Source organism: Dietzia massiliensis, assembly GCF_018390595.1.
Taxonomy (GTDB): domain Bacteria; phylum Actinomycetota; class Actinomycetes; order Mycobacteriales; family Mycobacteriaceae; genus Dietzia; species Dietzia massiliensis.
The window spans coordinates 65,377-88,527 of record NZ_JAHBAV010000004.1 but is presented as its reverse complement, the minus strand read 5'-3'; the positions used below and the strand labels follow the sequence as shown (position 1 = coordinate 88,527).

Sequence of the window (23,151 nt, the reverse complement as noted above, 5' to 3'; positions counted from 1 at the left end):
CAGGGTAGCGGCCCGCGGCGGAAGGTGTCCGCGACCGCCGGTAGGTTCGGCGGGGTGGACCACGACGCCCCCTTCGATTCGGTCGATCCGGTGACGCGCAGCCGTCACTACTCCTGGCCCCCGCTCCCCGACGCCGCCGATCGCTCGCCGCACGCCGGTCTCGACGCACTGCGGGCGATCATCGCCGGGGAGCGCCACCTCTCCCCCGGCGCGTACTCGCTCGGTGTCCGGCTGACCGCCGCCGAGGAGGGCGCGGTGACCATGACGGCCGAGCCCGCGGAGTGGGCGCTGAACAACGGCGGCACGGTCCACGGCGGGATCGTCTCCGGCTGGGTGGACTCGGCGCTCGGCTACGCCACCGCGACCGTCGTCGAGCCTGGCACCGGGTACAGCACGCTGGACCTCACCGTCCGCTACATCCGGGCGCTGCGCCTGGATAAGACCCCGGCCACGATCCGCGCGGAGGTCGAGCACGCCGGCCGGTCGACGTGCGTGGTCCAGGTGCGGGTCACTGACACCGACGGCCGCACGTGCGCCAGCGCGAGCGGTGTGATGATGCTGTTCCGCCCGTGACGGTCCGGACAACGACGACGACGACGAGGTCGGCGATCCCTCAGCGGATCGGCTCGAGCACGTCCTTTCCGACAAACGGCCGCAGCGCCTCGGGCACGACGACCGACCCGTCGGCCTGCTGGTGGTTCTCGAGGATCGCCACGAGCCACCGCGTGGTGGCCAGCGTGCCGTTGAGGGTGGCGGCGGTCTGCGTCCGGCCCTCGTCGTCGCGGTAGCGCACCCCGAGCCGGCGGGCCTGGAACGTCGTGCAGTTGGACGTCGAAGTGAGCTCCCGGTAGGTCCCCTGCGTGGGCACCCACGCCTCGCAGTCGTACTTACGCGCGGCCGAGGAGCCGAGGTCGCCGCCGGCGATGTCGATGACGCGGAACGGCAGGCCCATGGCCTCGAGCATCTCCTTCTCGAAGCCCAGCAGGCGCTTGTGCTCCTCGTGCGCCTCCTCGGGCTTGCACCAGGAGAACATCTCGACCTTGTCGAACTGGTGGACGCGGATGATGCCGCGGGTGTCCTTGCCGTGGCTGCCGGCCTCGCGGCGGAAGCACGAGGACCAGCCGCAGTAGCGCTTGGGACCGGCGGAGAGGTCGAGGATCTCGCCCTGGTGGTAGCCGGCCAACGCGACCTCGGAGGTGCCGACCAGGTAGAGGTCGTCGTCCTCGAGCCGGTAGACCTCGTCGGCGTGCTGGCCGAGGAACCCGGTGCCCTGCATGATCTCGGGCCGCACGAGCACGGGCGGGATCATCATGGTGAAGCCGTTGGCGGTGGCCTTCTGCGCGGCGAGCTGCAGCATGCCCAGCTGGAGCAGGGCGCCGTAGCCGGTGAGGAAGTAGAAGCGGGCGCCGGAGACCTTCGCGCCCCGCTCCATGTCGAGCAGCCCGAGGCTCTCGCCCAGCTCGAGGTGGTCCTTGGGCTCGAAGTCGAAGGTGGGGATCTCGCCGATCCGCTCGATCTCCACGAAGTCGTCCTCGCCGCCGGCGGGCGTGCCCTCCTCGACGACGTTCGACAGCAGACGCTGGAGCCGGTCGACCTCGGCCGCCGCGGCCTTCTCGGCCTCCTCGGCGTCCTTGACCGCCTGCTTGAGGGCGCCCGCGGCCTCGAGCAGCGCCGGGCGCTCCTCGGGCGAGGCCTTACCGACCTTCTTGCCGTGGGCCTTCTGCTCGGCGCGGGCGGAGTCCGCGGCCGCGATGGAGGAGCGGCGGGCCTCGTCGGCGGCCAGCAGCTGGTCGACCAGCGACGGATCCTCGCCACGGGTGCGCTGGGAGTCGCGGACGAGGTCGGGGTTCTCGCGGAGCAGCTTGAGATCGATCACGCATCTCAGCCTAGCGGCCCGGGCGGAACTCCCCGATCCGCCACCGCCCGCGGGGGTCAGACCCCGAACAGCTCGAGGAACGCGTCCTTCTCGAACATGCGCGCGGTGTCGACGGCCGTGGGCGTGCCGCCGTACGGGTCGGCTCCGGCCTCGAACAGCACGCGGACGACCTCGCCGTAGCCCTTGAAGACCGCGCCGGCCAGCGGGGTCTGACCCCGGTCGTTGGCGCGGTCGACCTCGGCACCCCGCTCGAGCAGTGCGCGGACGGTGTCCGGGTGGCCGTTGTAGGCGGCGAGCATGAGCAGGGCGTCGCCCCGCTCGTTGGTCAGGTCGGGGCTCACGCCGGCGTCGACATAGGCCGCGAGCCGCTCCGTCTCGCCGTCCCGGGCCAGCTGGAACAGCATCTGGGCGAACTCGAGGACCTCCGGGTCCACACCCTCCCGTGGCGAGCGCACGTCACCGTCCGCGCCGGGTCGCTCGTCGTGGTTCTGTCCGCTCATGCTCCGAATCCTATCGGGACGGCGCGGTTGCGGCATCATGGAAGGCGATGACCACTACCACCCGATCGTCACGCCGTGGTCGGACCCTGCTCCGCACGCGGGGCGCGGTCATGGCCTCCCTCCTCGCGATCCTGTCCGGCGGGGCGGTCACCGGCGCGCTCATGGCCTCGGCGATCAACGACCCGAACTCGTCGAGCGCCGGGCGGATCGCGGCGGTCGTCCCGCAGGTCGACCCGCGGACCCTGTCGGGTCCGGCGTACGCCAACGCCGCCCCGGGCACCTGCCTGACCTGGTCCATCGACGCCGCGGACCGCGTGGCCTCCTTCGACACGGTCGACTGCGCCGAGCCCCACCGGTTCGAGGTGGCGGGGCGGATCGACCTGTCCGAGGTCCCCGGGTTCGGCGAGGGGACCCCGCTCCCGGACAGCGGCGACCTGGCCCCGGTGGGCACGGACCGGTGCCTGCCGCTGATCTCCCGGTACGCGGGCGGCCGCGAGGTCGATCCGCAGGGCCGCTTCACCGGACTGGTGGTGCCGCCGTCCGAGGAGGGCTGGGCCAAGGGCGACCGCAGTGTCCTGTGCGGGATCGCGGCCGCCGAGCTCGACGGCCGGTCCGCCCTGTCCACGGGCACGTTCGCCGAGGCGGACCAGCACCGCCGCTGGGAGCCGGGGACGTGCCTGGGATTCACCGCCGAGGGCCTGCCCGGCGCACCGGTGCCGTGCTCGGACGACCACTCGATCGAGATCGTCGCCGACGTCGACGTGACGGGGACCTTCCCCGAGGGGCCGGTCCCGCCGGATCCGCGGCAGCAGTCCGAGCTCACCGCCGACGCCTGCCGCGAGGCCGGGATCGCCTATCTCGGCGACCCCGAGACGCTGCGCCGCACGACGCTCATCTCGACGCTGGTCAATCCCATCTCCGAGATCTCGTGGCGCACGGGCAGCCGCACCGTCAACTGCGGACTGATGAGGGCCGCCGAGCCCGGGCCGTTCGCGGTGCTGCGCGGCTCCGCGCGGCAGGGTGTGCTCATCGACGGGAACACCCCGGTCGCGCCCACCACCACAGAGATCCCGCCGCCCGGCCAGCAGCCCGGTGGCGACACCGGCGCCACGACCGACACCGGTCAGGGCACGGTCGCCGTCCCGGTGCCCGGCGGGGCGCCGTGAGCATCCGCGTCGACGAGGCGCGGTTCGAGGAGCTGGTCGACGACGCGCTGGACTCGGTACCGGACGCGCTGTTCGAGGCCATGGACAACGTGGTGGTGCTCATCGCCGACCGGAATCCGGACGAGCCCGGGCTACTGGGGCTCTACGAGGGCGTCGCGCTGACCGAGCGGGACACCACCTATTCCGGGTTCCTGCCGGACACCATCACCATCTACCGGGGCGCGCTGTGTGACTTCTGTTCGACCGAGGAGGAGTTGGTCCACGAGGTGGCGGTGACGGTGATCCACGAGATCGCCCACCATTTCGGGATCGGCGAGGAGACCCTGCACGCGCTCGGCTGGGGCTGAGCGGAGCAGCCGACGCGCGGCCGCGGGAGCCACTCCGCAGCCGTCAGTACCCGGGCCGCCCCAGGTGGTCGCCCCATCGCTCGCACGCCCAGCCGCCGCCGTCCGGGGCCAGCTCGATGACGCCGCAATTGGGGATCCGGTTGTCCAGCGCCCACTGCGAGGGCACCGCCCCGGCGAACACGGCGATCATCCGCATGAGCGTGCCGTGGACGACGAGCACCACGTCGACGGCGTTGTCGAGGTAGGACTCGCGTAGCTCGGCGATGAGCGGCATGGCGCGCCGCCGCACGTCGAGCGCGCTCTCGCCGCCGGGGAGCCGGGAGTCCAGCTCGCCGTTCTCGAGCCAGTCGCGGACCACCCGGTTGTAGGCCAGCAGCGCGTCGGGCCCGGTCTGCATCTCGTACTCGCCGGCCTGCACCTCGTGGACACCGGGCACGGCCTGGGTGGGCAGGCCCATCTCCCCGGCGATGAGGCCGGCGGTCTCGCGGGCGCGGGCGGCCTCCGAGCTCAGGATGACCGAGGGGCGGATGCCCGACCCGGCGAGCTCCTCACCCACCAGCCGCGCCTGGTCTCGGCCGAGGTCGGTCAGCGGGGCGCCGGGCAGCGCGGTGTCGAGGGCACCGGCGACGTTGGAGGGGGTCTGCCCGTGGCGGACGAGGTGGAGTCGGGCGCTCACCCCGCGCCCTCCCCTCGACGCAGTCCGTCGATCCAGCGCAGCGCCTCGGCTCGGTCGGGCGGTGGCGCGCCGGCCTCGCCGCCGTCGGCGACTGGCCACGACCCGAGGAAGCGCAGGTCGGAAGTGCGGTGGCGGAGGGCGACGAGCGCCTCGGACACCGCGGGGTCGTCGATGTGGCCGACGAGGTCCACGTGGAACAGGTAGGTGAACCGTTCGACGCGGGTGGGCCGGGAGCCGATGCGGGTGAGGTCGATGTCGCGGATCGACAATTCGGTCAGCGCCTGGACGAGCGCGTTGGGCTGGTGCGGCAGGCCGAAGACGACGCTGGTGCGGTCGCTGCCCGTCCGCGGCGGCGGCGGGGCCGGCCGACCGACCAGGACGAAGCGGGTGCGGGCGCCGCCAACGTCGGCGACGCGCTCGGCCAGAGGGACCAGCCCGTTGATCTCGCCGGCGCGGGCGGGCGCCGCGGTGGCGTCGGCGGTGCCCGCGGCGACCTCCTCGGCGCCGGCGGCGGTGGAGGACGTGGTCTCGATGTGCGCCCGCGGCAGGTGGACGCCCACCCACCGACGGACCTGGGCGGCGGCGACGGGGTGGGTCCGCAGCACGCGCACGTCGGCGGCCGCGGTGCCGGGCCGCACGAGGATGGAGAACGCCACGTCGAGTTCGGTCTCGGCGAAGATCTGGAGCCGCTCCCCCACGGCGAGCGCGTCACCGGTGGGGTTGACGGTGCCGTCGACGGAGTTCTCGAACGGGACGCACGCGTAGTCGGCGGCGCCCGAGCGGACCATGGCCAGCGCCTCGTCGGGGGTGGGGGCCGGGACCGCCTCGGCGTCGGCGAGCAGGCCGGAGGTCCGCGCGTCCGCGCGGAGCCGGTGCAGGGCGGCGTCGGTGAAGGTGCCGGGCGGGCCGAGGTAGGCGACGGTGACCACGACGACGAGCCTAGTCAGCGACGGTCGGGAGCCGCGGACGCGAGGTCCGCGGAGACGGCGTCGACCCGCCCGTCGGGCACGAGGGTGCACGTCACGACATCACGGATGGCCTCCCGGGCCGACCGCGACAGACCCAGGATGCGGGCCGGGTCCGGCGCGGCGATCGCGGCGCGCACGTCCGCCCCGGTCATCGCGGCCACGGCGCCCGCGAGCAGCGCCCACACCTGGTCCGCGTCGGCGCACCGGGGCACGAGGCCCGAGCCGAAGCCGACCCCGGAGTGCGCGGCCACGGCGAGCAGGTCCGCGAGATGGTCGGCGGCGGGACCGGGACCGGTCAGGCCGCGCGCGACGTCGACGATCGCGGGGGTGTCCGCGGCGAGCACCGCGGACACCTCCTCCAACGGCGGGAGGCCGAGGTCGGCGGCGGGCGCGACCACGACTGGGGCGGGGGCCGACCAGCGGGCGAGCGTGTCCGCGATGGTGGCCTCGTCGGCCACGAGGTCCTCCAGGAGATCGGGCCGCGAGGGACCCCGGCTCAGCAGTTCGAGCGACACCGTCATGCACTCAGGTGTACACCCCGCCCGTTGCTACGCTGACCACCGATGGGTACCGACGACGCCCCCGTGCCCGAATACGCGGCCGACTACTCCCCCGCCCCGGACGACGCGCCGGACGCCTCCCACCTCACCCCGGAGGAGAAACGCGGCCCGCGGACCGTGCATGTCGCGCTCGGACTTCTGGCGTTCCTGCTGATCGTCGCGGTGGCCACCAATCCCGCCTCGGTGCTGCCGAGGGACTCGACGCTGCACGGGGAGCACCACCTCGACGTGGACTCGGGGCTGGAGCTCGCCGTGCCCGTGGGATGGCGCGTGGTGAGCGACGCCGAGCTCGGATCGCTGCAGATCGTGCCCGTCGGGACGGGGCACGCGCTGGAGACCCGCATCCTCGCGGGCGCCCTCGAACCCGGGATCGCCGCCGCCGCCATCGCCGACGACCAGGGGGCGGCGACCGCGCTCGCCGAGACCATCCAGCTCTACATCCTGGGCGTGTCCGGCATCCGCGACGAGCGGCGGGTCACACGCGTGGACAACGAGGCCGGCACGGGCGCCGCCGTCTCCTACGTGGTGGTGCCCGACGAGTTCGCCGACCTCGACTCCGGCGGGCTCGTCTACACCGCCGTGTTCGGCTCGGAGGGGCGGCGGTGGTGGGTGGCGTACGTGACGACCGCGCAACAGTCCGCCCCCGGCGTCAAGTGGATGGACGGGATCGTCGACAGCGTCCGGCTCGCCGAGTGAGCGGGTCCTCGCACTCCGCGTCCGACGCCGGACGGGTCCGTCGCGCACTCTCCCCCCGCGCCGCGGTCGCCCGGTACGCCTCCCGGTTCGACCCGGTCACCGACCCGCGCGTCCGCCGGCTGCTGGTGGCCGAGCTCGTCGTCGTCCTGGCCGTCACCTTCGGCCTGTCCGGCGCCTACGCCGTCCTCGACCTGTTCTCCGCACTGCTCGCGCCGGCCGACCTCGCCGACCAGACCGCCGCGCTCAACGTCTCCCGCTCGGAACATCCGTGGCTCGACCTGGCCTACCAGGCGCTCGGCGTGATGCGGCTGCTCGCGTGGGCGCTCCTGCCGCTGGTGCTGCTCGCGCACTCCGGCATCCGCGCGCGGGCGCTCGGTCTCGTGCGCGACAGGCCCGGGCGGCAGGTGGCGTGGGCGCTCGCCCTGACCGCGGTGATCGGCGTGCCCGGCCTGGCGCTGTACCTGGGGGCCGTCGCCGCCGGGTTCAACCTGCAGGTCGCGGCGTCCGGACTGGGCGAGACGTGGTGGCGGCCGGTCGTGCTGGTGCTGTCCGCGGCGGGCAACGGCGCCGCCGAGGAGATCCTCGTCGTGGGATACCTGCTCGTGCGGCTGCGGCAGCTCGGCGTGCCGCCGTGGCTGGCGCTGGCCGCCAGCGCCCTGCTGCGCGGCTCGTACCACCTCTACCAGGGTTTCGGCGGCGGACTGGGCAACCTCGCGATGGGCGTGGTGTTCGCGCTGTGGTGGATGCGGACCCGCCGGCTATGGCCGCTGGTGCTGGCGCACACGCTGCTGGACGTGATCGCGTTCCTGGGATACGCCGCGCTGGCGCCGCACGTGTCCTGGCTCTGAGCGCTGCCGTTGTGACGCTGGTCCCGCCGACGCCGTGGGACCCGCCGACCGCGGAGCCCGGCAAGTAGAGTCCGATCCCATGACCGACGACCCCAGGCGCCGGCACCTCACCCCCGAGGAGGCCGCCGAGCTCCGGCGACGTGCCCGCGAGCGACGCGGCTACGCCGACCCCGGCGCGCCGCGCGATCCGGGGGCCCGCCCGGGCCCGGCCGGTCGCGATCCCGGCGCCCGGCGCGATCCGGCGGCTCGTCGTGACCAGTCCGCCCGGCGCGATCCGGCGGCGTCCCGCAATGCCGCGGTGCGGCGGGACCCGGGCGCGAGGGCCGCCGACGCCGGCCGTGAGCGTCCGCTCGGTCGCACCGGCTACCAGCCGCGGCAGGAGCCCCAACCGCTGACGCCCGAGGAACGGGCCCGCTACCTGCGGGAGGACCCGCGCGGCGGGCGTGACCCGAGGGACCCCCGCGATCCGCGCGATCCGCGACGGTCTTCTCGGGCGCGCGCCGGCGGGCGCGACCCCTATCGACAGGTGACCGACCGTCGCGGCGGGCGGCCTGATCGTCGGTCCGCGCGGGCGGCGTCGGCGGCCCGCCGCGGACGGCGCCCGGGCCGGGCTCCCCTGTGGCGGCGGATCGGGCCGCTGCGCATCGTCGGCCTCGTCCTGGTCCTCGTGCTCACGCTGGGTGTGGTCACGGCCCTGTGGGCGGACTCGAAGCTGCAACGGATCGACGCGCTCACCGACTACCCGGGTCGGGGCGGCAACACGCCCGGCACCGTGACCCTGCTCGTGGGCACCGACTCCCGCGAGGGGCTCACCCCCGAGCAGCAGGCGCAGCTGTCGACCGGCTCCGAGTCCGACGCCGGCGGCAAGCGGACCGACACGATGATGCTCGTCTACACCCCGCGCGGTGGAGACCGCACGATGCTCATCTCGCTGCCCCGCGACCTGCTCGTGAACATCCCCGGTTACGGCGAGAACAAGCTCAACGCGGCCTACACGTTCGGTGGGCCGCCGCTGCTCACCCAGACGCTCGAGCAGCAGACGGGCGTGCGGATCGACCACTACGCGGAGATCGGGTTCGGCGGCTTCGCCGGGATCGTCGACGCCGTGGGCGGAGTGGACATCTGCATCGAGGAGCCCATCGTCGACCCGCTCGCCGGCCTCGATCTGGCCGCCGGATGCCAGACGCTCGCCGGCCCGCAGGCCCTGGGCTTCGTCCGCACCCGCTACGGGTTCGCCGAGCAGGACCTCCAGCGGGTGCGTAACCAGCGGCAGTTCCTCGGCGCGCTCATGCGCAAGACCCTGTCCCCCGGGAACCTGCTCAACCCGTTCACCGCGGTGCCGCTGCTGAACTCCGGCGCCGAGGCCGTCACCGTCGACACCGGCGACCACATCTGGACCCTCGCGCGGGTCATGTGGCGTCTCAGCGACGACCCGCTGACCGTGACCGCCCCCCACGACGGGATGGCGTCGGGATCGGTGGGCTCGTATCTGACGTGGGGCCCCACCACCACGGGGTTCTTCGAGGCGGTCGCCGCCGGGCGGACCCCCGGCCCGGAGTACATCGACGCCGGGCCCTGATCGGCCGCGCGCTCAGCCGGCCGGGGTGATGGAGACGATCCCCCACGTGCCGTCGGGGTTCTCGGCGAGTCGCACGCGCTGACGGATCAGGACCGGATCGGCCTCCGGCGGGTACTCGGTGAGGTCGACCTCGAGCAGCGTGGGCGACAGCTCCCGCGCCTCCACGCAGTGGGTGGTGCCCTCGGGGACCCGCTCGACGCCCTCGACGCGCAGCTGCTCCTCGGTCATCCGACTGGACGGCGAGACCGCCTCGAACGCCTTCGCCGCCGACCGCTCCACGTAGTAGGCGTGGTCGAACGCCAGGACCGCGCCGGCGGGCGTGTCGAGCGATCCGGGCCCGGCGCCGACCACGCGGCCGGCCTCCGAGACCTCCGCGCACCCGGTGACCGCCTCCTCGGAGGGACTGACGGCCCCACGGGTGACGACGAATCCGAGCACCGCGGACCCGCCCAGCACCGCCACACCGGCGGCGGCCAGCAGGGCGAACCGCACCGGGCGGCGGTCGAGCACCACGGGCGACCGCGGCGGCTCGTCGACCGGCCGGGGCACCTCCGTCGCGATGGAGCCCAGCGGGAGGCTCGACAGGTCGTCGACGTCGACGCCCGCCGTCCGGGCGGGCCCTGATCCCGCAGAGGCGGGTGCGCCTGCACCCGCACCCGCACCCGCACCCAGGGTGATGCGGTTCGGCGGGGCCTCACGCACGGGCTCGTCAGCGCGGCCGTCGGCCCGCGACGACCCCGCACCGCCGGCCACATCCGCAGACCGGTCGACCGCGGGCACGCCCGCGAGCGAGGAGTCCGGGCCGGGCCCGGTCCGCAGCCACGGCGGGACCGTCACCTCGGGGAGACGGCACGTCTCGTCGTCGTCCCCCCTGGTCGGCCGGTCGGCCACGCGCCCCACCCCCTCGGATCGTCCCGGGTCGACGCATCGCGTCGTGGGCGGCCGTGGTCGCCACCCGAGGGGATCCTAGAACGCACAGCGCCCCGTCGGGGGTCCGTGCCGCGCGGGCCTCCTAGCGGAGGGTCACCTGCCGGGCGCGCAGCCCGTCGCGAGACGACCGCTCCTCGGAGGTGAGCGGGGCGTCGTTCGCGAGCGCGTCGCGCAGCCGCGCGTCGAGCTCCTGCAGACCCGGCGCCCATTCCTGGTGGTGCATCTCACGGTCCAGGTCGAACACCGGCACAAGCAGCCCGTGCGTGCGGAAGGACCCGGCGAAACGGGACCCCTCGCCCAGGTGCAACCCACCGGCCGCGTGGACCCGGGCCAGCGCCTCGAACAGCGCGTCCTCGTCCTCGGGCCGGACCCAGCGGATGTGTGCCTTCTCGCCGGCGTCGACCCACCATGCGGCTTCGATGCCGTCCGCCTCCACGCGGGCCGAGGGCATCATGACCTCGTTGGCGTTGCGGACCGCCTGCTCGATCTCGGGCGCGATCTGAACGCCCTCGGCCACCCACCACGAGAAGTCGTCGTGCACGACGATCTCCAGCGGGGCGTCCTTCACCACGACGTCCGCCAGCGCCGGCGTCGACCCGGTCGGGTGCGACGAGGTGAGCGTCTCCCCGCCACCGGCGCGGCCCGCCCAGTCGATCGCGAACGCCAGATCGGCCGCCGGGTCGGGGCCGTGGACCTGCACCTGCAGGCCGACCATCGCCTCGCCGCCGAGTTCGTCGTCGCGGACGAGCGCCGCGATCGCGCCGGGCAGGACCGTCGCCAACGTCACCTCGCGGTCGCCCGCGACCGTGGTGAGCTTCGCCGTGGCCGACGGCACGAACTCGCGCATCGCCACCATGTCGCACTCACCGGCGAACCCGGCGAACGGCCGCGGCTCGACGCTCAGTTCCTCCCGCTCGGCCGCGCGTGCGGCGATCTTGGCCCGGCGGTTGCCGCCGGCCTTGGGCTCGTTGTGCCTATTCCGTCTACCCACGGGCACCACGATACGGTGCGACTTCGTCAGGTGACCGCCGGACCGGCGAGTCGGCCGGTCGGTGCCGGCCCCTATGCCCCCGGATCACCCGGCAGGCCCCGCGCCGCCTCGCTCGGCACGCCGGCGGCGGCCCCGTCCGCGGGTCCCTCGGTCGGCGGCGTCGCGCCGTCGAGGACGGTCAGCGCGCGCGCCGGAACGTTGGTGCCCACCCAGTCCACGCCCAGGTCGCGACACAGGAGGAGGTCGGCGGGGTCGTCGACGGTCCAGCAGTACGTCCCCATCCCGCGCGACCGCCAGTACTCGACCAGCCACGGCCGGGCGCGCAGCGCGCTGATGCTCGGCCCCATCAGCTGGGCGCCGAACCCCTCGGCGGGCCAGGACTTGAAGACGTTGCGCCGTTCGCGCAGCTGCACGGTCGGCACGTCCGGCGCCAACTGCCGGAACCGGCGGACGGCGGAGACGGAGAAGCTCATCATCACGGCGCGCGACTCGGCGAAGGACGCTACCCGGTCCAGCCCGAAGTACCGGAGCTCGTCGCGCAGCGCGGTCTCGACGCGCCCGCCGGTGGGCACGGGGTGCTTGGTCTCGAGGAACAGGCGTACGCGGGGATACGCCTCGGCCATCACGAGGAAACTGCGCAGGGTCATGACCGGCTCGGGCCTGCGGTGGACCGGGTGCCAGGAGCCCACGTCGAGGGCCGCGATCTGGTCGAGGGTGGCGGAGTGGACCCACAGGTCCCTGTCACCGACGCGCGTGGTGCGCGGGTCGTGGAGCAGGACCGGCACGCCGTCGGCGGTGAGGCGGATGTCCACCTCGAGCGCCTCCGCGCCCTGGTCGAGGGCCTGCTGGTAGGCGACGCGGGTGAGTTCGGGGTATTCGGCCGAGGCGCCGCGGTGGGCGACGACGCCGCTTCGGGTGGAGACGGGTGAGGGCAGGTGGGTGGTCGCGGGGACCGTCACGTCTCACTCCTTCCGGGTGGCGGACGCCTCCACGATCCCCGCCGGGAGGAACCTGCGGGTGAACCGTGGGGAAGGGTCGGTGAAACTCCCCATGACGGACCGGGTCTCGCGGGCGGTCCACACGGCGGCGAGGGCGGCCAGGGCGGTGAGCAGGACGGTGTCGGCGGCGGCCTGGGAGCCCTCGCCGCTGCCGCGCCACAGCGCCAGGGCGGCGGCCAGGGCGTTGACGCCCCACGCCGCCCACCAGCGCCTCAGGTCGGATCGGGAGGGGGCACGGTCCGACGCCCGGCGCAGTTCCTCCAGGTAGACGGGTAGGCGGAAGAAGTTGACGACGACGAGGAGCGCCCCCGCCCACAGGCCCGCCCGTGACCGGGGGTCCGGGACAGGCGCGTAGGCCAGGCGGCGGGTCTCCACGAGCCAGGCGGTCGCGGTGATCGCGGCGGCGACGCCCACGGCGATGGCGACGATCCCGGTCACCCAGACCAGCGCCGTGGTGACGGCCTCGATCCACCACGGCGCGAGCCGGTCGGCGTACCAGGCGAGTGCGGCGTAGCGCAGGCCGTGGGCGACGGCGGTCGCGGCGAACCAGGCGCCGGCGGCGCGCATGATGCCGGGGGCGGCCGAGGCGAGGCGGGCCGGCCGGGGCGCGGCGGGCGGCTCGAGTCGGTGCGGGATCGCGACCGGGGGCAGGCCCCACCTCGGGGTGGCCGGATAGGCGGGTGTCCGCGGGCCCCACGCGGGTCCGGTGCGGTAGCGCGGCAGGGGCGGTCGCGGGGTCGGTACTGGCGACCGCCACGGCGGGTGCGCGACCCAGCGCCACTGCCCCTGCCGCCGCGGTGTGGTCATGGCGACCATGCTGGCACAGCCCGGGTGGCGCGGGCGCGCGGTGCAGGTGGCCCGGTCCCGCGTCCGCGGATGGCGCGGGCGCGCGGTGTGGCACATGCTGGGGTCATGTCCGTGAGCTGTGTGCGCGTCCACGATCTCGTCTCCGGCCGCGCCGATCCCGGGGACGCGTACGTGGTGCTCGTGGACCGGCTGTGGCCGCGGGGCGTGCGAAAGGACGCGTTCCGCCACGACGAGTGGTGTACCGACGTGGCGCCGTCGCCCGAGTTGCGGCGCGAGTTCCACGGCGGAGAGCTGGACTTCGACGGCTTCGCCGAGCGGTATCGCGCCGAACTGTCCCGTCCCTCCGCGGCCGCGGAGGTGGAGCGCCTCGCGGCCCGGGCGGCCGACGGGGAGCTGGTGCTCGCGTATGCGTCGCGGGACACCGAGCACAATCACGCAGCGGTCCTGGCGGACGTCATCCTCGACGCTTCTCACTGAGCGGTCCGGATCTGCGCCACTCGCCGTTCATGTATCCGTCATCACAGAGGGGGTGACGGACCGTGCCGTCGTGTGTATGGTCTTTCTCAGTAGTTGAAATCGTTCGTTGTATTTCTGTAGATCCACCGCCCTTGCGAGAGGGCAGTGCGGCACCGCAGGGAAACACACAGCACGCTCTCTGCTGCAGCACCCGGTACTCCGACAAGCGGAGCACCGACTCTCGAAAGGCATCAATATGGCTACCGGTACCGTGAAGTGGTTCAACGCTGACAAGGGCTTCGGCTTCATCGCCCCCGACGACGGCTCGGCCGACGTCTTCGCCCACTTCTCCGCCATCAACGGCTCGGGCTACCGCTCGCTCGAGGAGAACCAGCAGGTCTCCTTCGACGTCGCGCAGGGCGCCAAGGGCCTGCAGGCGGAGAACATCACCCCGCTGTGATCTGAGGTCAGACTGATCTGACGTTCTCAGACTGCACGAGAGGGCCCCGTAGGAGAAATCCTGCGGGGCCCTCTCGCATGTCCGGGCCCGCGCACAGCCGCTCCCGGCGATGGCGTCTCGCTCTTCTGCCTGGCGTCTCGCCTCCGCGGCCCGCGCACAGCCGCTCCCGGCGATGGCGTCTCGCGCGCACCGAAGAGCGGGCGAGACGCCATCGCGAGGGGCGGCTGCGTTCGGGGCTACGGCTGCGAAGACCGCGACGCCTGCGGAGGTCGTGGGTCGCGGCGTCCGCGGAGGCCGGAGCCGCGACGGCCGCGGTCAGATGGGGCAGGCGACCCCGCTGCGCACGTGGCAGTCGTAGCCACCGGGATTCTTGACCAGGTACTGCTGGTGATAGTCCTCGGCGTACGCGTACTTCCCGGAGCGGACCTCGTCGAGCATCCCGATCTCCGTGGTCAGCGGCCCGTAGCCCGCGGCGTCGAGCTCCTTCTGATAGCCCTCGGCGATGCGGCGCGCCGCCTCCAGCTGCTCCGGCGTGGTCGTGTAGATCGCCGAGCGATACTGGGTGCCCATGTCGTTGCCCTGACGCATCCCCTGAGTGGGGTCATGCCACTCGAAGAACTCCGCGAGCAGCTTCTCCACCGGGAGCACCGCGGGATCGAAGACCACGAGAACCGCCTCGGTGTGGCCGGTCAATCCCGTGCACGTCTCTTCGTAGGTCGGGTTCGGTGTCCACCCGCCGGCGTAGACGGCAGCCGTGGTCCAGACACCGTCGAGCTGCCAGAGCACCTTCTCCGCACCCCAGAAGCAGCCCATGCCCAGCACGATCGACTCGTGCCCCTCCGGGAACGGCGGCACCATGGGATTGCCCGTGACGATGTTCTTCGGCGCCACGGCCACCGGTTCCGCCCGGCCCGGCAACGCCGAGTCGGCGTCGACGACCTCGGTCGCCCGTCGCATCGCGGATTGTCTGATCGCGTCCTGTAGCCAGCCCATGTAGCCAGGGTAACCGCGTCGCGGGATCGAGATCCGGACGTGATGTGACCGATCCCATAGTCCGCGTTACAGTGGTCGCCAGTACGACCGAGGGGATCCGGACGTGACCGCCACACAGCCTGCAGTCCAACGACTTCGCGCCATCTTCGACGCCGATCAGCCGCAGCCGTTCGAGGGGACCGGCTGTAGCGATCACGTCCGCCGCCGCAATCTCGCGGTGCCCGTCGCGCTCGCCGTCATCCTTCTGGTCGTGCTCATCGCCCTGCTCGTTCTCTGACCGGCCAGCGCGCGGTCGGGGCCTCGACACGCGGCGAGGTCAGCTCGCCCACGGGTCCCCGAGGCGCTCGCGCGCGACCCGCACCAGCAGCGGCGCCCACGGCGCGCAGTCGTCCTCGGGCAGGGCCGCGATCTCCCTCAGTTCGTCCACCGTCACCCACCGTGCCTCGGCGATCTCGGCCCGCGGCTCGGGATCGCCGTCCACACCGGCGGCGAAGACCTCCGAGACCAGCAGGAACCCGGGCTCGTTGGCGGTGGCCGTGTCGAAGCGGCCGAGCGGCTCCAACGCGTCGGGCGTCAGGACTACGCCCAACTCCTCGTCGATCTCACGCACCGCGCACTCGCGCGGCGACTCCCCCGTCTCCCACTTGCCTCCCGGCAGCATGAAGCGGTCCGTGCCGACCTTGCGCACCGTCACCACGGCGCCGTCGGGCCGACTCAGGATGACGGCCGAGACCGAGATGGTGCGCACGGCCGCCGTATCGGAGTGATCCACGGTTCTGATCATGGCAGGACACCGCGGCCGCCCGCGAGCCCACCGCGGCGCCGGACGACGCGCTCGCCCGCAGATCACTATGGTGGAGACGGACGCCGTGACAGGCGCCACGGGTCGACCCCGCGCGCTGCCCGTCACCCAACTGAAAGGACACTCCACTATGGCCGAGTACGTTCTTCCCGATCTCGACTACGACTACGGCGCTCTCGAGCCGCACATCTCCGGCGAGATCATGGAGCTGCACCACTCCAAGCACCACGCCACCTACGTGAAGGGCGCCAACGACGCCCTCGAGCAGCTCGCCGCGGCCCGCGAGGACGGCAGCATCTCCGGCAAGGCCCCGCTGCTGAGCAAGAACCTGGCCTTCCACCTCGGTGGCCACACGAACCACTCCATCTTCTGGAAGAACCTCTCGCCGGAGGGTGGCGACCGCCCCGAGGGTGAGCTCGCCGCCGCGATCGACGCCGAGTTCGGCTCGTTCGACAAGTTCCAGGCGCACTTCAACGCCGTCGCGACCACCCTGCAGGGCTCCGGCTGGTCCGTCCTCGGCTGGGACCACATCGGCCAGCGCATGGTCATCCAGCAGCTCACCGACCAGCAGGGCAACATCTCGGTGAACATCACCCCGCTGCTCATGCTGGACATGTGGGAGCACGCCTTCTACCTCCAGTACAAGAACGTCAAGGCCGACTACGTCAAGGCCTTCTGGAACGTCGTCAACTGGAAGGACGTGGCCGAGCGCTACGCCGCCGCCAAGGGCTGACGGAATCGGACCCTTCACGGCTCTCCTGAGCTGACAGCGGCCCGGGTGGGGATCACCCCGCCCGGGCCGCATGCTGTCCGGGCGGGGTCCGCGACCGCGGGGCAGGTCGGGCCCCGCGACGTGGAACCGTCCCGGCCCAGGGACCGCCCCCGGACGGTCGTCCGAGACGTTGCTGTGACTCACGCAACCGCCCCGGCGCCCGCCGCAGCGGCTCACCCGCGCGAGAAGTGAGGTCCCTTCGGTGTCCAACGGCGAGCGACAGGTCGACCACTCCCAGACCGGCACTCCGACCGCCATGAGTCGCCGCACCGTTCTGAGCGGAGCCGCCGCCCTCAGCGGGATCGCGGCCCTGCAGTCGGCCCTGCCCGCCGTCGCCTCAGCGCAGTCCACGGCCCTGTACGTCGGCCGCGGCATCGGGGACATGACCGGAGAGCCGCTGGGCGCGGGCATAGACGGGTACGCGGACACCGAGCAGCTCTCCGTCGGACTGCACCTGCGGCAGAGGGCCCGCGCCTTCGTGTTCGCCGACTCGCCGTCGTCGCCCCGGTTCCTCCACGTCACCGCCGAGATCGGCCTGATCTTCCAGTCCATCCACCAGGAGGTCCTCCGGCGCCTGGCGGCGGAGTTCGGCGGCACCTACCACGAGGGCAACGTGGTCATCACCGCCACGCACACCCACGTCGCCCCGGGCGGTACCTCCGGCCACCCGATGGTCGACCTGTCGATGCTCGGCTTCCGCCCGGTCACGTTCGAGGCCAACGTCGCCGGCATCGTCGACGCCGTCCGGATGGCGCATCACGACCTCGCACCCTCGGAGGTCGGCGTGACCACCGGCACCCTCCGCGACGCCGGCGTCCAGCGTTCCCGCTGCTCGTTCGAGCGCGACACCCCTGAGGAGCGCGCCCACTTCCCCGAGGGGATCGACCCGCGGTCACAGTCGCTGCAGATCACCCGCGGCGGCCGGCTGGTGGGCGTCCTCAACTGGTTCGCCACACACGCCACGTCCATGACCTCGCACAACCGCATCGCCTCGTCGGACAACAAGGGGTACGCCGCCTGGCACTGGGAGCGGGAGGTCGCGGGCCAGGACTACCTCGCCGGCGTGACGCCGCACCTGGTCACCGCCTTCGCGCAGACCAACCCCGGAGACGTCAGCCCCAACCTGGACCTCGAACCCGGCCGCGGGCCGACGCCCGACGAGTGGCTCAACACCCGCATCAACGGCGAACGACAGTTCGCGGCCGCCCGCGACCAGGTGGGCAGGGAAGTACGCCCCCTCGGCGGCGGGATCGACGTGCGACACGTGTGGGTCGACATGTCCGCCGTCGAGGTGGGCCCTCAGTTCACCGGCGACGGGCGCACCCACCGCACCGCCGTCGCGGCACTGGGAGCATCGTTCGCCTCGGGGAGCCAGGAGGACGGCGGCGGCGGGGACGAGCTGCCGTTCGCCGAGGGCGACCGCGGCGGCAACCCCGCGGTCAAAGCCCTCACCGACGTGGTGATCCCCGGGTGGCTGCGCGAGGCCCACGCGCCCAAGGACGTCCTCCTCCCGGTGGGGCTCGTGCCGAACGCCGTGCAGCGCGTGTACCCGTTCCACCTGGTCCGCCTCGGCACGCACTACCTGTTCACCCTCGGGTTCGAGCCCACCGTGGTGGCGGGTCTGCGGCTGCGGCGCACGCTCGCGGTCGAACTGAGCGTGGCGGAGGACCACGTGACCGTCTAGGGCTACTCCAACGCGTACGGCCACTACGTGACCACGCCCGAGGAGTACTCGGCCCAGAACTACGAGGGCGGCGCGACGATCTTCGGCCCGTGGACCCTGCCGGCGATCCAGCAGATCGCCGCCGACCTGGCCCGCTCGATTCGGGCGGGGACGCCGCTGGATCCCGGAACCTCCGAGCGGGACCTCACCGGACAGATCCCCGTCTCCCCGCTCGGTAACCCGCTCGTCGACACCCCGGCCCCCCTGCGGAACTTCGGCGACGTCCTGGACCAGCCACTGCCGGAGTACCGGGTCGGGCAGCGCGTCCTGGTGAGGTTCTGCGGCACCCACCCCAACTCGGATCTGCGCCGTGGCGACACCTACCTGACGATCGAACGCCGCGACGGCCGGCGCTGGGTTCGGGTCCACGACGACGGCGACTGGTCCACGATGATCGTGTTCGAGGGGCTGCTCACCGTGACCAACGCAGTCATCACGTGGGACATCCCGCCGCGCACCCCGGCCGGGGAGTACCGGGTCGTGTACACCGCGTCGGGCCGCGGGTTCGACGGCCGCCTGTTCCCGGTTCGGGGGCAGAGCCGGGGCTTCGCGGTCCGCTGAGGCGTGGTCTGGGACACTGGAACCGACATTCGTTGCAGTCCCAAGTGAAAGGACAACACCCGTGGACATCAAGGGTGCTTCCGTCATCGTCACCGGTGCCGCCTCCGGCCTGGGTAACGCCACCGCGCGTTCCTTCGCCGAGAAGGGCGCCGTCGTGTTCGGCCTCGACCTCCAGCAGTCCATCGACAAGGCCGTCGAGCAGGGTATCGACGAGGGCATCACCCTCATCGCCGCCGACGTGACCAGCGAGGACGACGTCAAGGCCGCCATCGCCCGCGCCACCGAGGCCGCGCCGCTGCGCGTCGTGGTCAACTGCGCCGGCATCGCGCCGGCCGCCCGCATCGTCTCCAAGAAGGGCGTCCACGCGCTCGACCTGTTCGAGACCTGCATCTCCGTGAACCTCGTGGGCACCTTCAACGTGCTGCGGCTGGCCGCCGAGGCCATGTCCACCCAGGACACCGTCGACGAGGACGGCCAGCGCGGCGTCATCATCAACACCGCATCCGTCGCCGCGTACGAGGGCCAGGTCGGGCAGATCGCCTACGCCGCCTCCAAGGGTGGCGTCTACTCGATGGGCATCTGCGCCGCCCGCGATCTCGCGCAGTTCGGCATCCGGGTCAACACCATCGCCCCGGGCACCATCGAGACCCCGATGCTCAAGGGCCTGACCGAGGAGTTCCAGAAGTCCCTCGAGGCCGCGATCCCGTTCCCGTCGCGCCTCGGCCGCCCGTCGGACTACGCGCAGCTGGCGAACGCGATCGTCGAGCAGGACTACCTGAATGGCGAGAGCTTCCGCATGGACGGTGCCCTCCGGATGGCTCCGCGCTAGCAGCTCGCCCGGACGCGGGCCCGGACCTCGGTATCCGGGCCCGACGTCGGGAACGACCGAGGCCCGCCCCCCTGATCGGGGCGGGCCTCGGTGCTGTTCGAGCCGGTGTCAGCCGCGACCGTTGTCGATGGCGGGGCCCGGAGCCGGGGCCGGAGCCGGGGCCGGAGCGGCACCCTGGGCCGGGGCCCACGGCAGCGGCGGCAGCGGCGGGAGGGCGATGCCGGCGGCGGTGAGCGCGGCGTGGATCTCCGGCGCGAAGTAGATGCCCGCACCGATGGCGGCGACGGAACCCAGCCCCAGGGTGGCGGGAACGAGCGAGCCAGTGCCGCCGGGGAGCGAGCCGGCACCGAGGGATCCCTCCATCGAACCGAGAACGGTGGTGGCTCCCTCGCCGATGCCGAGCGAGCCCGCGATAGGAGCGTAGATCGGGGCCAGCGAACCGGTGGTAGGCTCCCCCAGAAGCGAATCAGTGGTGGTGATGGAGCCCGTGCCGGGTGCCGGGCTGAGCGAGTTGACGCCGGAGGAGGCGATCGCCTCGGACAAGGAGCCCGAGAGCGAGCCGGTGGTCGGCTCGCCGATCAGGGAACCCTCGGTATCGAGGGAGCCGTTGCCGGTGGCATCGCCGTCCAGGATAAGCGAGCCCAGGTCCTCCGGGACCGAACCGTTGCCGGCCGAGTCGCCGGAGCCCTCGCTGCCGGAGCTCAGCTCGCCTGAGCCGCCGGTCAGGCTGCCGGCGTCCAGGCTGCCCTCGCTCTGCGCGTTGGCGACGCCGGTGGCGCCCGAGATGGCCAGAGCGGTGGCGGCAGCGACGGCGGCCACCTTGCGGGTCGTGAACGTCATTTCTTCGTCTCCTCGTGTGGAAAAGGTTCCCAGGCGCGGAGGCTCGTGGCCGAACCACCCCGGGCCGGGTTTGACGGCGTCAAAACAGTGTTATGGAGAAACCGCTTCGACCGCCCTACCCGCACTCTATCGGTGCACTTCGGTGCACTCAGGACGTCAACGGAGAAAACTTAGTTAATTCTTAGTTATAATCTGGCCCGAGAACTATTCTCGGCCTGCGATTCTGGCCTCGTCCGGGCTGGTCCGGTCACGCTTCTTCCCGTGATTACACCACCGCCGATGCCTCGAGGCCCACCCCCGGCGTCGGGAGCGGGCCTCGAGAGCGGAAACAGTACGGGGCGGAGGAGGCCCCGGAGGATCAGAACTGAGGCAGCGGCGGCAGCACGATTCCCGCGTCCGTCAGAGCCTGCTCGATCTGCGGCGCGAAGTAGATTCCCGCCCCGATGACAGCGGCGGAGCCGCCGACCAGCAGCACCGGCCCGAGCGAACCGGATCCACCAAGCGAATCCGTACCGCCATCGGAGCCGATGACGATTGCCGGACCCCCATCGGAGCCCAGTGCGTCACCGACCGACGCCACGGCCGGCACCAGGGAGCCTGAGGTGGGCTCGCCGAGGAGGGAACCGGTGGTGTCCACGGAGCCGGTACCCGGCGCGGGACTCACGGCGTCGGAACCCGCTGCCGCGTTGACCGAGCCCACGCCCTGCGACACTACCGGGGCGAGGCTGCCGAAGGTCGGCTCGCCGAGCAATGCGGAGCCCGAGGTGTCGATCGATCCGGGGCCGACCTCCCCCGTCCCCTCCTCGGCCGAGCCGAGGGCGGAGGACTGAGCGTGTGCCAGACCCACTCCGCCGGTCAGGGCGAGAGCAGAGACGGCGAGGGCTGCAGCGGCGCGGATGTGACTCGTCATGGGTCAGTGTTCCTTTCGGAAGGGATGCGCCGGCACTCCGGCGATATTTAACAATTCTAATCATTCCGTCGAGAACACACTGCGCGGCCACCGCGGAATGCCCGCGCATGAGGGGTCCAACGCCGAAGTAGACATACGTTCAGAGCTGGTGGCCGCCCGAGCTCGAGCGGGAGATCCACTCCCGCACAGCGCGAGTGGCCCGGACGTCGTCCTCGTTGTAGGCGAGGATGCGGTCGCGGCCGGCGTCCCGTTCGACGCCCCGCGCCGCCTGTGCGTCGCGGTACCACCCGAGCGAGGCCTCACCGCCCGCCTCGGGATCGCGCCAGGTGAACCCGGCGGCCGGGGCGACCACCTTCAGCCCGAGGCCCGAGGTGGAGACGAACTGGGTGGTGACCGCCTCGTGGACGTCCACCCAGAGCGGGGAGGAGATGAAGCGCCGGACCTCGGCGACGGAGGGAACCCCCTTGACGACGGCGAGGGTGCCCTCCGGCCCGAACCTGCCGGCCGACGAGAGCATCCACCCGTTCTCCGCGGACCGTGAATAGCAGTAGGCCCGGAACGACCGGCCCTGACCTGCCGCCCTGTCGCGGATGCCGGTGAGCCAACGCCAGAACTCCGCGAACGACCGCCCCTCGTCCGGATCCGGCAACCGGGCCCAGGTGGCGAACGGCCTGTAGCCCTCGGCCTCCAGGGGCCGCCCGTCCCTCAGCGTGAGCAGGGTCCCCCACAGATAGGCGCCGTCGTCGAGGTGACTCTCCAGGTCGACGTCCACCTCGATATCCGCACGCGGAATGCTCGGCCGCGCCACCTTGGGAACCACCACCTCACCGTCGCGGTGTGCCCTCGCCCGCAGGACCGCGTCCGAGAACGGCTCGCCGTTCCAGTCCGTGGGCCGGTCCGGTCCGGCCTCCGCCAACTCCGCCACCGTCCGGATCCCCCGGGCCCTCAGCGATCCAACCTGTCCGCCGCCGACGACGAGGCTGACGTCATCGGACAGGACCAGCCGGTCGCGACACCCCTCGACGGGCCCGTCCCGGTCGTCCCACCCCTCCCACCACGGGCAGGTGCGGCATTCGCCGATCCGGCTGGGGGCGGTGTCCAGCTCACCGCGCACCACCGCCAGTCGCGTGGCGTGGGTGCGGTCGGCCGGGTCGAGCACGGGCTCGAGGTCGTGCACGACCGCCCTCGCCGAGCCCAGCCCGAGCACCGCACCCACCGGACTCGACGCCGCGTGCCCCGCGGCCTCGAGCAGACGCCAGGCGTGGACGAGCCGGTCGAGGTCCGCCGGATGGCGCCGCACCCGCAGGGTCGGATCGGGCGCCGGCGCCCAGTCGAGCAGCCGGGTCACCGTCGCCGTCGACGACCCCTTCCCCCGCCGCGGGTCGACCACCTTGTGGTTGACCACCAACACCGGCGCGTACCCACCGCCGGGCACGGCCGCCACCGTGCACCTCAGGCCCGCCCGGCCACTGCCCTTATCGGCGGGAAGGGCGGCGCCCCACACCAGAGTCGCCCCGTCGGCCAACGCCCGGAGGGTCACCTCCTCGTCGTCGTCACCCGGTACGTCCCCCGGCAGATCCGTCCAGTGGTCCCCCACCACGTCCACCACCGCGGCGTCGGGACGCGCGCCCGCCAGCGCGCGCTCCCTCAGCCCCGCGCGCCGATCCGCCGCCGCCATGGCCCGAAGCCGGACGCCCTCGTCGAGCGGCGCGTTCCGCCACCAGCCCGGCCGGGCGTCGCGCTCCCGGGCCACGCGGTGCAGACATCTGGCCCCCGACGCCGGTCCCACCACCGCCGCGTCGGGGACCCGGCCCGTGGTGCGCTCGGCGTCCTCCATCGCCGTCCATCATGACCCAGCCGTGC

General features: G+C 72.8%; 26 protein-coding genes and 1 pseudogene. 13 read left to right on the top strand and 14 right to left on the bottom strand.

What is annotated here, in order from left to right; translation table 11 throughout:
- The first annotated feature begins 54 nt into the window (after positions 1-54).
- Entirely contained in the window at positions 55-573 is a 519-nt protein-coding gene (locus tag KHA85_RS18370; RefSeq protein ID WP_070722711.1) for a PaaI family thioesterase, read from the top strand.
- A 40-nt stretch (positions 574-613) separates the two neighbouring features.
- Here KHA85_RS18370 and serS read toward each other — a convergent pair whose 3' ends face one another.
- Together serS and KHA85_RS02235 are read right to left on the bottom strand one after the other, a co-directional pair.
- Complete coding sequence (gene serS / locus KHA85_RS02240; protein WP_007631882.1) at positions 614-1,876, bottom strand: serine--tRNA ligase; 1,263 nt, start codon at positions 1,874-1,876, stop codon at positions 614-616.
- Positions 1,877-1,932: 56 nt separating this feature from the next.
- Positions 1,933-2,376, bottom strand: coding sequence for an ankyrin repeat domain-containing protein (locus KHA85_RS02235; RefSeq protein ID WP_007631885.1), 444 nt, complete (start codon positions 2,374-2,376; stop codon positions 1,933-1,935).
- Positions 2,377-2,423: 47 nt separating this feature from the next.
- Here KHA85_RS02235 and KHA85_RS02230 point away from each other — a divergent pair, with 47 nt between their 5' ends.
- The gene (locus KHA85_RS02230) at positions 2,424-3,542 is read left to right on the top strand and encodes a septum formation family protein (RefSeq protein ID WP_231888844.1); all 1,119 of its coding nucleotides are present in this window, start codon (positions 2,424-2,426) and stop codon (positions 3,540-3,542) included.
- The gene (locus KHA85_RS02225) at positions 3,539-3,889 is read left to right on the top strand and encodes a metallopeptidase family protein (RefSeq protein ID WP_007631889.1); all 351 of its coding nucleotides are present in this window, start codon (positions 3,539-3,541) and stop codon (positions 3,887-3,889) included. Before KHA85_RS02230 ends, KHA85_RS02225 begins: the two co-directional genes overlap by 4 nt.
- A gap of 43 nt (positions 3,890-3,932) precedes the next feature.
- Here the strand turns inward: KHA85_RS02225 and KHA85_RS02220 are convergent, their stop codons facing one another.
- Genes KHA85_RS02220 through KHA85_RS02210 form a run of 3 tightly spaced genes read right to left on the bottom strand, consistent with a single transcriptional unit; the run spans position 3,933 to position 6,054 of the window.
- Positions 3,933-4,565: a histidine phosphatase family protein gene (locus KHA85_RS02220; RefSeq protein WP_213184636.1), complete on the bottom strand. Its 633-nt coding sequence runs from the start codon at positions 4,563-4,565 to the stop codon at positions 3,933-3,935.
- Positions 4,562-5,494 carry a prephenate dehydratase gene (pheA, locus tag KHA85_RS02215; protein ID WP_213184635.1) on the bottom strand — a complete coding sequence of 311 codons (933 nt, stop codon included), beginning with the start codon at positions 5,492-5,494 and terminating at the stop codon, positions 4,562-4,564. Before pheA ends, KHA85_RS02220 begins: the two co-directional genes overlap by 4 nt.
- Positions 5,495-5,508: 14 nt before the next feature.
- Positions 5,509-6,054, bottom strand: coding sequence for a hypothetical protein (locus tag KHA85_RS02210; protein ID WP_213184634.1), 546 nt, complete (start codon positions 6,052-6,054; stop codon positions 5,509-5,511).
- Positions 6,055-6,096: 42 nt separating this feature from the next.
- Between KHA85_RS02210 and KHA85_RS02205 the strand changes: the two genes are divergently transcribed.
- The 3 genes from KHA85_RS02205 to KHA85_RS17800 all read left to right on the top strand — a co-directional run bounded on the left by KHA85_RS02205 (position 6,097) and on the right by KHA85_RS17800 (position 9,216).
- Entirely contained in the window at positions 6,097-6,789 is a 693-nt protein-coding gene (locus tag KHA85_RS02205; protein WP_061227863.1) for an APA family fibronectin-binding glycoprotein, read from the top strand.
- Entirely contained in the window at positions 6,786-7,637 is an 852-nt protein-coding gene (locus KHA85_RS02200) for a CPBP family intramembrane glutamic endopeptidase (protein WP_213184633.1), read from the top strand. The genes KHA85_RS02205 and KHA85_RS02200 overlap by 4 nt, the downstream gene beginning before the upstream one ends.
- A 79-nt stretch (positions 7,638-7,716) precedes the next feature.
- The gene (locus KHA85_RS17800; RefSeq protein WP_236885036.1) at positions 7,717-9,216 is read left to right on the top strand and encodes an LCP family protein; all 1,500 of its coding nucleotides are present in this window, start codon (positions 7,717-7,719) and stop codon (positions 9,214-9,216) included.
- 12 nt (positions 9,217-9,228) lie between these two features.
- On the opposite strand, the gene KHA85_RS02190 is transcribed toward KHA85_RS17800, so the two are convergent.
- The 4 genes from KHA85_RS02190 to KHA85_RS02175 form a co-directional block, all read right to left on the bottom strand.
- Positions 9,229-10,107: a DUF8176 domain-containing protein gene (locus KHA85_RS02190; RefSeq protein ID WP_236885035.1), complete on the bottom strand. Its 879-nt coding sequence runs from the start codon at positions 10,105-10,107 to the stop codon at positions 9,229-9,231.
- A 121-nt stretch (positions 10,108-10,228) separates the two neighbouring features.
- Positions 10,229-11,137, bottom strand: a complete 909-nt coding sequence (locus tag KHA85_RS02185) for a DUF5926 family protein (protein ID WP_213184631.1) — start codon at positions 11,135-11,137, stop codon at positions 10,229-10,231.
- A gap of 71 nt (positions 11,138-11,208) precedes the next feature.
- A complete protein-coding gene (locus KHA85_RS02180; protein WP_213184630.1) occupies positions 11,209-12,096 on the bottom strand; it encodes a glycerophosphodiester phosphodiesterase family protein in 888 nt (295 codons plus the stop codon).
- 3 nt (positions 12,097-12,099) lie between these two features.
- Positions 12,100-12,942: a DUF4328 domain-containing protein gene (locus tag KHA85_RS02175; protein WP_236885034.1), complete on the bottom strand. Its 843-nt coding sequence runs from the start codon at positions 12,940-12,942 to the stop codon at positions 12,100-12,102.
- 105 nt (positions 12,943-13,047) lie between these two features.
- Here KHA85_RS02175 and KHA85_RS02170 point away from each other — a divergent pair, with 105 nt between their 5' ends.
- Both KHA85_RS02170 and KHA85_RS02165 read left to right on the top strand, forming a co-directional pair.
- A complete protein-coding gene (locus KHA85_RS02170) occupies positions 13,048-13,419 on the top strand; it encodes a DUF488 domain-containing protein (protein WP_236885033.1) in 372 nt (123 codons plus the stop codon).
- 235 nt (positions 13,420-13,654) lie between these two features.
- Positions 13,655-13,858, top strand: a complete 204-nt coding sequence (locus KHA85_RS02165) for a cold-shock protein (RefSeq protein WP_063972317.1) — start codon at positions 13,655-13,657, stop codon at positions 13,856-13,858.
- A gap of 315 nt (positions 13,859-14,173) precedes the next feature.
- On the opposite strand, the gene msrA is transcribed toward KHA85_RS02165, so the two are convergent.
- A complete protein-coding gene (msrA, locus tag KHA85_RS02160) occupies positions 14,174-14,851 on the bottom strand; it encodes a peptide-methionine (S)-S-oxide reductase MsrA (protein ID WP_043567392.1) in 678 nt (225 codons plus the stop codon).
- A gap of 103 nt (positions 14,852-14,954) precedes the next feature.
- Between msrA and KHA85_RS02155 the strand changes: the two genes are divergently transcribed.
- On the top strand, positions 14,955-15,128 hold the full coding sequence (locus KHA85_RS02155; RefSeq protein WP_175285265.1) for a hypothetical protein: 174 nt from the start codon (positions 14,955-14,957) through the stop codon (positions 15,126-15,128).
- A gap of 39 nt (positions 15,129-15,167) precedes the next feature.
- Here KHA85_RS02155 and KHA85_RS02150 read toward each other — a convergent pair whose 3' ends face one another.
- Complete coding sequence (locus KHA85_RS02150) at positions 15,168-15,623, bottom strand: NUDIX hydrolase (protein ID WP_308936832.1); 456 nt, start codon at positions 15,621-15,623, stop codon at positions 15,168-15,170.
- A 160-nt stretch (positions 15,624-15,783) separates the two neighbouring features.
- Here KHA85_RS02150 and KHA85_RS02145 point away from each other — a divergent pair, with 160 nt between their 5' ends.
- The 4 genes and pseudogenes from KHA85_RS02145 (at position 15,784) to KHA85_RS02135 (ending at position 19,538) form a co-directional block, all read left to right on the top strand.
- A complete protein-coding gene (locus KHA85_RS02145; RefSeq protein WP_007629669.1) occupies positions 15,784-16,386 on the top strand; it encodes a superoxide dismutase in 603 nt (200 codons plus the stop codon).
- 295 nt (positions 16,387-16,681) lie between these two features.
- A pseudogene (locus KHA85_RS02140) lies at positions 16,682-18,211 on the top strand (neutral/alkaline non-lysosomal ceramidase N-terminal domain-containing protein); the annotation flags it as partial.
- Positions 18,188-18,709, top strand: a complete 522-nt coding sequence (locus KHA85_RS17795; protein ID WP_308936833.1) for a neutral/alkaline non-lysosomal ceramidase C-terminal domain-containing protein — start codon at positions 18,188-18,190, stop codon at positions 18,707-18,709. The pseudogene KHA85_RS02140 and the gene KHA85_RS17795, both read left to right, overlap by 24 nt.
- Before the next feature lie 61 nt (positions 18,710-18,770).
- Positions 18,771-19,538, top strand: coding sequence for an SDR family NAD(P)-dependent oxidoreductase (locus tag KHA85_RS02135; RefSeq protein WP_213184627.1), 768 nt, complete (start codon positions 18,771-18,773; stop codon positions 19,536-19,538).
- Positions 19,539-19,646: 108 nt separating this feature from the next.
- Here the strand turns inward: KHA85_RS02135 and KHA85_RS02130 are convergent, their stop codons facing one another.
- The 3 genes from KHA85_RS02130 to KHA85_RS02120 form a co-directional block, all read right to left on the bottom strand.
- Positions 19,647-20,378, bottom strand: coding sequence for a hypothetical protein (locus KHA85_RS02130; RefSeq protein WP_131885724.1), 732 nt, complete (start codon positions 20,376-20,378; stop codon positions 19,647-19,649).
- A gap of 358 nt (positions 20,379-20,736) precedes the next feature.
- A complete protein-coding gene (locus KHA85_RS02125; RefSeq protein WP_070720789.1) occupies positions 20,737-21,288 on the bottom strand; it encodes a hypothetical protein in 552 nt (183 codons plus the stop codon).
- Between the two features lie 139 nt (positions 21,289-21,427).
- Entirely contained in the window at positions 21,428-23,125 is a 1,698-nt protein-coding gene (locus tag KHA85_RS02120) for a TM0106 family RecB-like putative nuclease (RefSeq protein WP_213184626.1), read from the bottom strand.
- Positions 23,126-23,151: the final 26 nt, after the last annotated feature.